Source organism: Actinoplanes sp. NPDC026619 (assembly GCF_040638295.1).
In the GTDB taxonomy this organism is placed as follows: domain Bacteria; phylum Actinomycetota; class Actinomycetes; order Mycobacteriales; family Micromonosporaceae; genus Actinoplanes.
The window spans coordinates 200,473-209,290 of record NZ_JBEZYA010000021.1 but is presented as its reverse complement, the minus strand read 5'-3'; the positions used below and the strand labels follow the sequence as shown (position 1 = coordinate 209,290).

The window sequence follows — 8,818 nt, the reverse complement described above, 5'->3', positions numbered from 1 at the left end:
CTCAACCAGCACACCCGCCGATCAGACATCGGCGCAGCCCGAAGGTCACGACATCGAGCGATGACGAACTACGGAAACCTCACAAACCGCCCTCTGATGTCGGCCGGCGACGGCCAGGTCGGCATGATCGACGCCCGCGACGTCGCGGCCACCGCCGCCGCGATCGTCACCGCTCCGGCGCCGCACGCCGGGCGCACCTACTGGTTGACCGGCCCCGCCCTGATCACCTACACCGACGTGGCGGCCGAGCTGACCGCCACGCTCGGGCACCCGATCGAGTACCGCCGGATCAGCCCCGCCGAGCACCGCACCGCGATGATCAAGGCCGGCGTCCCGGAGCCGGTAGCGACCTCCAACGCCCAGGCCTTCGCCCTGATCGCCGAGGGCGACGCCGCTTGGCTCTCCGACGACGTCAAGTCAATCACCGGCAGCACTCCGCGGGACCTGCGCGCTTTCGTCGCCGACAACGCCGGCGCATTCCGTTAGGCCGGGCTGGTCTACCAGATCGCCTGCGGGGCGACCGTCCATGAACCTCCGCTGGTCGCCGCCACATTTGCGCGGAGCGGATCCCGGAGTGGGGCCGCTTGACGGAGGCGATCATTCCGCCGTGTGCTCAACAATCGCGGGGTGAGCAATCGGACGCTCCTCGTGGTTTCCGGCGTGGTCGCCCTGGTGGCGGCCGGCGCCTGGTCCTGGTTTCTCGCCGGGCGCAGCCTCAGCGACATGGACAGCTGGTCCAGCGTTCTCAGTGCGGTCGTGGCGCTCGTCGCCGGCATCCTGTCGATCGGGCTGGCGGCGGCCGGCATCCGTTCCGCACGTCGCGAGACCGCGGCCACGCCGGCCCGGCGGGACGGCGGCGTCCACATCGGCCGGGACCTGAACGGCGCGGTGGTCACCGGCGATCACAACGAGGTGCGGACTCGTGGCGACCACCAACGGTGAGCCGGCCGCCGATCGGCATGTGCAGGTCGGTGGGAACGTCGTCGGCGCGGTGGTCACGGGGAACGACAACAAGGTGGACGTCCATGCCACCACCGTTTCCCGGAGGCAGCGGCATGCGATCTGGGCCGCCGTCACCGCCGGGTTGCTGGCCAGCGTCGCGGTCGTCGCCGTGGTGATCTCGGCGAACCGTGCGCCGGATCGGCCGGCGGTGCAGTTCGGCGCGTACACGGTCACCGTGCGCGGAAGCGCCATCGGCGGAGCGGCCTTCGACCTCCAGGGTGAGCTGCGCATCCGCAAGGGCGCCGCCAAGCTGCCGTACAAGTGGTGCCTGAAGGTGGGAAATCCGTGGGGCGCCCCCGCGCCGGGAATGATCTGGTTCGGGAGCCACGGCACGTGCTTCGGCGCGGGCACCTCCGACCCGCTGGTCGAGATCCGCACCTCCGGGACGGAGACGTCCCTCGTTCCCCTCGAGCCGGCCCGCCCGGCGGGCGAGAACGCCAACGCCTTCACCGCGACGACCGGGCTGCTGGCCACCGCGTACGTGCCGGATCGGGGTGAACTCCGGTTCCGGGTGCAGGAGTCCACGCTGACCGGCACGATCGGCCTGCTCGGGCTGAGCGCCTTCGGCGACAGCGGCCGCGGAACGATGACCGCCACGTTCGCCGCCGCCCGGGTCAGCGAGGATCCGGACGCGCTGATCTCCTCGCCCATCCAGCCGGTGCCCTGGGTCTCCGACGACAGCACACCACAGCGGCACTTCCCGGGAACCCGCTATACCGTCAAGACCGTCATCGACTTCACCCGCTTGTCCGGCAGCGCCGCGTGGACGGACCGAGCGCGGGCCCGATTCGCCGGGGCAGTGCTCATCGTCGACACGAGCGGCGGAAAGTTCATGTACGACCCACCGGACGCGCGCAGCGACCTGTTCCCGGTCACCGGCGGCGTGACCGGAGCCGGTCCGGTCTACGTGCTGGCCGGCCAACGCCGATCGGGAGACCTCACGACAACCGTCGGCGGCACCCTGGACACCAGCGGGGCGGAACCGACGGCGACGCTGACCTTCACCAGCGGCGAGGAGTCACACCGGGCCACCGCGGTCCTGCAACGCGCCTGACCATGGCCTCGACCGTCGGGATCACGGGCGTTCAGGGACCAATGCGGTTATGCGGCAGGCCATCCGGCCGCCATAATCGACGGCGTGGATGCCGAGGCCGTGCTGGAGCGTGCGCGGCGGCACCACCGTGACCGGCTCAACGACGCGCTGCGGCGGCCCGGACTGTTCGGCCGGGACGAGACGGCCGAGGTTCTCCTGCTGGAGGCGATGGCCGCGGTCGACGACAAGCTCGACCGGTGGGAGGCGGAGTATGCGGCGCTCCGGGCGAGCCCGGCCTTCACCTCGACCGGGGTTCACGGCGCCTACCGCGAGATCCTGCCGGCGAACGCGCGGCGCTACGCGGTGGCGTCGGTCTACGCCGAGATCGCTCATCGGTGCGGGTGGCTCGACCTCGACCGCATCCTGCTCGAGCCGGACCATCGGCGACTGGCCGCCGACATCGGCGAGTGGGTCGCCCAGGACCGGACGCTCGCCGAAGTGACCGGCGCCTTCGGGCCGCCGTCGCTGCCGATCGGCTCCACCAACCCCAACTACCCCAAGACACTGGTGTACGCCTCGGACGAGAGCCTGATCTGCGTCCACCTGTGGAACCGGTTCGCGGACGGCGGCGGTGGCGAGCACCCCGAACCGGTCGTGCTCGCCGTGCGCCACAAACCCGGCCCGTTCCCGGAGGCGTTCTCCTTCACCCCGGAAGGGCAGCGCCGCCGGGCTGACGGCTGATCGCCTCGAAGGTCGGTGAGCCCGGTTCCGGGGTGAGGCGGGCTGCCCGCGCGACGTAGGAGATCGCGTGGTACCAGCCGCAGATCAGCATGAGGTCGACGGCGCCGTCCGCACCGACTGCCTCCGTCACGGCGGCCCACTCCTCGTCGGTCAGATCGTTGCGGGCGTGCAAGGCGTCGACCGCGGCGAGCACCGCGCGGTCGCCCGGATCGGTCCAGCAGGCGTCGGCCGGGGACCCGGCGGTCAGCGACCGGACCTGATCGCCGGTCAGGGCCGCCTTGGCGGCGAACAGCGCGATGTGGATGCCCCACTCGTACTCGGCGCCGCACAGCGCGGTCGTCCGGTCGATGACCAGCTCGCGGTGGCGCAGCGACAGGGCGCACCGCCGGGACAGGTAGTAGCTGCCCCATCCCTGGATGCCGCGGGCCCGGTCCGGGCGGTGCGCGAACGCGCGGAACAGCGAGATCGGCGGGCCGAGGGCGGTGAGGGCGGCGTCGTACGGCGGCTCGACCAGCGGCACCCTCGACTGATTCGGATTCCGAAGCATGGCGGCACGGTAGCATCGGCGCTTCGAAAAAAGAAGCGAGTCCCGCACCTGTCGGCGGCGGGTGAGAACCAGCGTCGTGTCGATCGCCCGGCGGCTCCGTCAGGCGTCGCGCAGGCGGGTTTTCTGGACCTTGCCCATCGCGTTGCGGGGCAGGGCGTCGACCAGCCGGACCGTGCGTGGTCGTTTGTGGGCGGCCAGGCGCGCGGCCACGAAGGCGATCAGGTCGGCCTCGGCGATCGGGCCGGCCTCCGGCACCACGAACGCGGTGATGCGTTCGCCCAGGTCCGGGTCGGGCAGGCCGATCACGGCGGCCTCGCGCACGGCCGGGTGCAGCAGCAGGGCGTCCTCGACCTCGCCGGCGCCGACCCGGTACCCGCCGGTCTTGATCAGGTCGGTGGAGGCGCGGCCGACGATGCGGTGCCAGCCGTCAGGGGCGATCGTGGCGACGTCGCCGGTGGTGAACCAGCCATCCGTCAACGGGGCGGGACCGTGGCGCAGGTAACCGTCGAACATGGTGGCTCCGCGGACCTGCAGCTGCCCGATGGTGCTCCCGTCGGCGAGGAGCACCGCTCCCGACTCGTCCACCAGGCGCGACGCGATGCCGTCCAGCGGCAGACCCACCTGGCCGGGCCGGCGTTCGCCGCCGGCCCGGGCGCTGATCGTGATCAGGGTCTCGGTCATGCCATACCGCTCGATCGGGGCCTGTCCGGTCAGGGCCGCCAGCTCGTGGAAGACCGGCGCGGGCAGCGGCGCGCTGCCGGAGACGAGCAGGCGCGCCGGGGCGAGAGCGCGGGCGGCCGCCGGCTCCGCAGCGACCCGGGACCAGACGGTGGGCACGCCGAAATACATGGTTCCGCTGCTTGACGCGTACGCCGAAGGGGTCGGCCGCCCGGTGTGCGTGAGCCGCCCGCCGATCCGGAGCGGGCCGAGGGCGCCGAGGACCAGGCCGTGCACGTGATAGAGCGGCAAGCCGTGCACCAGGGTGTCGGCGGGGGTCCACTCCCACGCCGCGGCGAGCGCGTCGAGGTCGGCGGCGATGGCGGCCCGGGAGATGACCACGCCCTTGGGTTTGCCGGTGGTGCCGCTGGTGTAGAGGACGAGCGCCGGGCTCGCCGGGGCCGGCTCGACCGGAACGGTGGAGGACCGCGCCGTACGGGTGATCGGCATGCCACCCGGCCCGTCGGACAGCAGCAGCGTGGCCCCGGAGTCGCTGAGGATGTGCTCGCGTTCGAGCACGCCCGCGTCCGGCGGGATCGGCACCACCGGCACCCCGGCCAGCAGCGCCCCGGTGATCGCCGCAATGGTGGCCGCTCCCGGGGTGGCGTCGACCGCGACGATCGGCGCCCCCGCGATCTGTTCGGCGATCGAGGCCGCCCAGCCGAGCAGGTCGTGTCGCGCGAACCGGCCGTCCGGGGTGACCAGGGCATCGGCGAGATCTTCGGGATCGAGCAGAGCGGTCAGCAGCATGCCCCGCATCCTGACATGCCCGGCTCAGGCCACCTGCATCCGCTCGCAGAGGCCCCGCAGCTCGGAGCCGCCGGCCTGCCGCTGGGCCCGTTCCAGCAGCGCCCGGGTGGTTTCCTGGGCCACCGCCGAGGTGTGCACGTGCTGCGGCGCGATGCGTTCCGCGGTGAGCAGGAAGCGGATCGCCTCCCGGTCCTTGCGCAGCCGGGCCAGGGCGCGGGCGGTGTCGGCGTAGTAGAAGACCTGCCGGAAGCCGGCCGCGATGGCGGCGGGCTCGGTGCCGCGGGCCACCTCGGCGGCGCGGCCGGGCTCGTCGCCGTCGACCTCGATGCCGATCCGCCAGATGCCGACGTTGGTCGGCCCGAAGTAGAGGCCCATGGTGGCGGTCTCGCCGGTGCGGGCGGCCAGTTCGGTGGCCGCGGCGGCCCAGGTGCGGCTGTCGTCGAGGTTGCGGCGGCCACGGCTCGCGTACGCGCAGAGCAGTTGCAACGTGCCCACCACCTCGGCGCTCCCGGCCCGGCCGTGCAGGTCGTCGATCGCCCGGCCGGCGAGGGCGAGCGCACGGTCGAAGGAGTCGCAGGCCATGGCTGCGCCGGCGCGCGCGAAAGCCGCGTACCCCCGCAGCAGTGGATCGCCGGCTGCCTCGGCCGCGTCCCGGCAGCGCTCGGCGCCCAGCCAGGCGTCGGCGGGGTGGCCGAGGTTGCGCAGCAACGAGGAGGCGATGAAGGTTGGCGGAGCATTCGAGGGCGGCGGCGATGTCGGCCAGCATGAAGCGGTTGTCCGCCGCCTGCCGCCCCCGTTCGATCCGGCTCCAGGTGGCGTGGGAGATGCCGGCGCGGCTGGCGGCATGCCGGATGCTCCAGCCGCGCAGCAGGCGGCGGGCCTGGATGCGTTCGCCGATGCTCGGGTCTGCGGTGAGTCGTGGAGTCATGCCCGGACCGTAACCGCGGCCGGCGCTATCCGCGGTCCAAGCCTGTACCGGCAATCGTGTCCAGCTCGTCGAGCGCGTCGGCCGGCAGTTTCAGCGACGCCGCGGCCATGTTCTCCCGCAGGTGGGCGACCTTCGACGTGCCCGGGATGAGCAGGATGTTCGGCGACTGGTGCAACAGCCAGGCCAGCGCCACCGCCTTGGCGGTCGTCTCCAGCCGGGCGGCCACCGCGTCGAGCGTGCCGGACTGCAGCGGGTTGAAGCCGCCCAGCGGCCAGAACGGGACGTACGTGATGTCCTGCGCGGCCAGCGACGCGATCAACTGCTCGTCGCCGCGGTGCGCCACGTTGTACCAGTTCTGCACGGTGACGACCGGCGCGATGGTCTGCGCCTCGGCGACCTGCTCGGCGCTGACGACGCTCAGCCCCAGGTGCCGGATCAGGCCCTGGTCGCGCAGCTCGGCGAGGGCGGCGAACTTGTCGGCGACCGACCCGGGCACCGGCGTGTGCCCGTCGCTGCCGCCGCCGACCCGCAGGTTCACCACGTCGAGCACGTCGACGCCGAGATTGCGGAGATTGTCGTGCACCTGCGCCTTGAGCTGCTCCGGCTCCCGCGCATGCACCCACCCACCCTGGTCGTCACGCACCGCACCGACCTTGGTGACGATCAAGAGATCTTGTGTGTACGGGGCCAGAGCCTCCCGGATCAGTTGGTTCGTCACGTGCGGGCCGTAGAAGTCGGCGGTGTCGATGTGGTCCACACCCAGCTCGACCGCCGTCCGCAGCACCGCGATCGCCTCGTCGCGGTCGGCCGGGGGCCCGAAGACGCCCGGACCCGCGAGCTGCATCGCGCCGTACCCCATCCGGTTGGCCGTGGTCATGTTCTTCTCTGTCATGGGTCCAGCTTCTTCCCTCCGTGGCAGAACAGGCAGTGCTCCGCCGATCCTGGGGGTGACAGGACCAGGATCGCCACCGTCGATCGCATTACCGTGGCCCTCATGAGCGACAACACCATCGGCGAGTTCCTGCGGGCCCGCCGCGCGCTGGTGCGGCCCGAGGACGCCGGCGTGCGGGTCACCGGGGTGCGCCGGGTCGCCGGGCTGCGCCGCGAGGAGGTGGCCATGCTCGCCGGCATCAGCGGCGACTACTACCTGCGGCTCGAGCAGGGCCGCGACCGCAACCCGTCGCTGGGAGTCCTGGAGGCGATCGCCCGGGTGCTGCAGCTCGACGAGGCTGCCACCGACTACCTGATCGGCCTGGCCACGCCGAAACCCCGCCGGGCCCGCCGGCCGCGCCGGGAAACCGTGCCGGCCGGCATCCGACAGTTGCTGGACGCGCTCGCTCTGCCCGCGTTCGTCGAGGGCCGCTACTTCGACGTGCTCGCCGCCAACCCGCTCGCGACCGCGCTGTCATCGAACCTGCAGCCCGGCCGCAACCGGATGCTGTCGGTCTTCCTCGACCCGCAGGAACGCGCGCTCTACCCGGACTGGGAGCGCGACACCGCGGTGCTGGTCGCCGGCTTCCGGGAATCGGTCGGCACCGACACCGACGACCCACGGTTCGTGCAGCTCGTCGGGGAGCTGTCACTGTCCAGCGAACAGTTCCGCCAACTGTGGGCGCGGCACGACGTGCAGACCCGCGACGGCCGGCCCACCCGCCTCGAGCACCCGCAGGTCGGCGAGCTCAGCCTGCGCCGGGAGAAGCTGACCATCGGCGAGGCGCCCGGCCAGCTGCTGGCCGTCTACCACGCCGAACCGGGCAGCGAGAGCGCCGACAAGCTCGCTCTGCTGGCCTCCGCGGCGGCCGGGCGACCTCTAAAGCGGGCTTCCGCGCCGCCGATGAGTACGGCGTAGTCGTTCGCCCCCCGGAACGGAGAGCCGTGCACACCGTCGTCATCACCCCTGGATCCACGGCGTGACCTGGCTCTGGGCCGGTCTCGCGGTAGTCCTCGTGGTCGGCGCGTACGTCGTCGGCGCCCACCGCCAGCGCGGCCGCGACCTGCACGCCTTCGAAACCTCGCTCGCTCTTGTGGCGCCCGGGGTCGCCGGCACGCCCACCTTCGACCTGAGCGCCCTCGGAGCGACGCTGGCCGAGCGGCAGGCCGAGGTCGAGCAGATGAGGGCCGACCGGGAGTCCCGGGCCCGCGCCACCGAGCAGGAGCAGCGCCAGCTCAACGGCCGGCTGCGCCGCCGCGCCAAGGAAGCCATCGACGACACCGGCGCGGTCATCGGCGAACGCCTCCGCGACGTCGTCGAGCAGGTCGGCGCGGCCCGCCAGGCGGCCAACGCCACCCACGAGCGGGTGTCCACCACCAGCGCCGCCGCGGCCACCATGGTGCGCCGGGCCCGCAGCGCCGACGAGGCCGCGACCGCGCTCAACGACTCCCTGCACCAGGTCGCCGGCATCGCCGGCGTGATCAGCGAGATCGCCACCCAGACCCGGATGCTCGCCCTGAACGCCACCATCGAGGCGGCCCGGGCCGGCGCGGCCGGCAAGGGCTTCGCGGTCGTCGCCGCCGAGGTGAAGAACCTCGCCGACACCACCGCCGACTCCACCGACAAGATCGCCGCGACGATCGCCGCCCTCGAAGCCGACGTGGCCGCGATGGGCGGCACGCTGACCGCGATCGTCTCCGACGTCGACGTGATCGAGCAGGCGATGGGCCTGCTCGACGGCATCGCCGACGACCAGCACCAGATCGTCGAACGCCTGAACACCACCGTCGACGCCACGATGCTGCAGATCCAGGACCTCTCCGAGGTGGCCGAACGCCTGGAACGCCGCCGCGCCGACCGCCTGGCCGCCACCGGCATCGTCCGGGTGCGCGTGCCGTCCCGCCCGGAGCCGGTCGCCGGCCGCCTGACCGACCTGAGCGAGGGCGGCCTGGGCTGCACACTGCCGGCCCGCACCCCAATCGCGGTCGGCGACGCCGTCCAGATCGCCACCGAGATCAACGGCACCCCGGTCACCGTGACCGGCCGGGTGGCCCGCCGCCGCGAGCGCGGCGACGACATCGAACTGGGCATGGAACTGACCGACGTCGGCCCGGAGGCCCACCGCCAGATCGAGGCCCACATAAACCGAGCCTTCGAGACCGCCTAGAG

Annotated in this window: 10 protein-coding genes; 6 read left to right on the top strand and 4 right to left on the bottom strand. The window is 72.6% G+C overall.

The window, feature by feature from the left end; genetic code table 11:
* The first annotated feature begins 60 nt into the window (after nucleotides 1-60).
* From AB0E90_RS36875 to AB0E90_RS36860, 4 genes are all read left to right on the top strand, one after another.
* Entirely contained in the window at nucleotides 61-486 is a 426-nt protein-coding gene (locus AB0E90_RS36875; protein ID WP_360416273.1) for a hypothetical protein, read from the top strand.
* A gap of 141 nt (nucleotides 487-627) precedes the next feature.
* Nucleotides 628-942 carry a hypothetical protein gene (locus AB0E90_RS36870; protein ID WP_360416271.1) on the top strand — a complete coding sequence of 105 codons (315 nt, stop codon included), beginning with the start codon at nucleotides 628-630 and terminating at the stop codon, nucleotides 940-942.
* On the top strand, nucleotides 923-2,056 hold the full coding sequence (locus AB0E90_RS36865; protein WP_360416269.1) for a hypothetical protein: 1,134 nt from the start codon (nucleotides 923-925) through the stop codon (nucleotides 2,054-2,056). Before AB0E90_RS36870 ends, AB0E90_RS36865 begins: the two co-directional genes overlap by 20 nt.
* An 84-nt stretch (nucleotides 2,057-2,140) precedes the next feature.
* A complete protein-coding gene (locus tag AB0E90_RS36860) occupies nucleotides 2,141-2,776 on the top strand; it encodes a hypothetical protein (protein ID WP_360416267.1) in 636 nt (211 codons plus the stop codon).
* Here the strand turns inward: AB0E90_RS36860 and AB0E90_RS36855 are convergent.
* From AB0E90_RS36855 to AB0E90_RS36840, 4 genes are all read right to left on the bottom strand, one after another.
* Complete coding sequence (locus tag AB0E90_RS36855; protein ID WP_360416265.1) at nucleotides 2,739-3,323, bottom strand: carboxymuconolactone decarboxylase family protein; 585 nt, start codon at nucleotides 3,321-3,323, stop codon at nucleotides 2,739-2,741. The genes AB0E90_RS36860 and AB0E90_RS36855 overlap by 38 nt on opposite strands.
* 99 nt (nucleotides 3,324-3,422) lie before the next feature.
* Complete coding sequence (locus AB0E90_RS36850; RefSeq protein WP_360416263.1) at nucleotides 3,423-4,799, bottom strand: AMP-binding protein; 1,377 nt, start codon at nucleotides 4,797-4,799, stop codon at nucleotides 3,423-3,425.
* 15 nt (nucleotides 4,800-4,814) lie between these two features.
* On the bottom strand, nucleotides 4,815-5,498 hold the full coding sequence (locus AB0E90_RS36845; RefSeq protein WP_360416261.1) for a hypothetical protein: 684 nt from the start codon (nucleotides 5,496-5,498) through the stop codon (nucleotides 4,815-4,817).
* Nucleotides 5,499-5,743: 245 nt separating this feature from the next.
* The gene (locus AB0E90_RS36840) at nucleotides 5,744-6,610 is read right to left on the bottom strand and encodes an oxidoreductase (RefSeq protein ID WP_360416259.1); all 867 of its coding nucleotides are present in this window, start codon (nucleotides 6,608-6,610) and stop codon (nucleotides 5,744-5,746) included.
* A gap of 102 nt (nucleotides 6,611-6,712) precedes the next feature.
* On the opposite strand from AB0E90_RS36840, the gene AB0E90_RS36835 reads away from it, so the two are divergent.
* Nucleotides 6,713-7,567 carry a helix-turn-helix transcriptional regulator gene (locus AB0E90_RS36835; RefSeq protein ID WP_360416257.1) on the top strand — a complete coding sequence of 285 codons (855 nt, stop codon included), beginning with the start codon at nucleotides 6,713-6,715 and terminating at the stop codon, nucleotides 7,565-7,567.
* 61 nt (nucleotides 7,568-7,628) lie between these two features.
* A complete protein-coding gene (locus tag AB0E90_RS36830; protein ID WP_360416255.1) occupies nucleotides 7,629-8,816 on the top strand; it encodes a methyl-accepting chemotaxis protein in 1,188 nt (395 codons plus the stop codon).
* Nucleotides 8,817-8,818 lie beyond the last annotated feature (2 nt).

What these genes read in the sequence shown, in the direction of transcription:
- AB0E90_RS36875 (WP_360416273.1), top strand. Translation starts at nt 61, where the DNA reads ATGACGAACTACGGAAACCTCACAAACCGCCCTCTGATGTCGGCCGGC.
- AB0E90_RS36855 (WP_360416265.1), bottom strand. Translation starts at nt 3,323, where the DNA reads ATGCTTCGGAATCCGAATCAGTCGAGGGTGCCGCTGGTCGAGCCGCCG.
- AB0E90_RS36850 (WP_360416263.1), bottom strand. Translation starts at nt 4,799, where the DNA reads ATGCGGGGCATGCTGCTGACCGCTCTGCTCGATCCCGAAGATCTCGCC.
- AB0E90_RS36840 (WP_360416259.1), bottom strand. Translation starts at nt 6,610, where the DNA reads ATGACAGAGAAGAACATGACCACGGCCAACCGGATGGGGTACGGCGCG.
- AB0E90_RS36835 (WP_360416257.1), top strand. Translation starts at nt 6,713, where the DNA reads ATGAGCGACAACACCATCGGCGAGTTCCTGCGGGCCCGCCGCGCGCTG.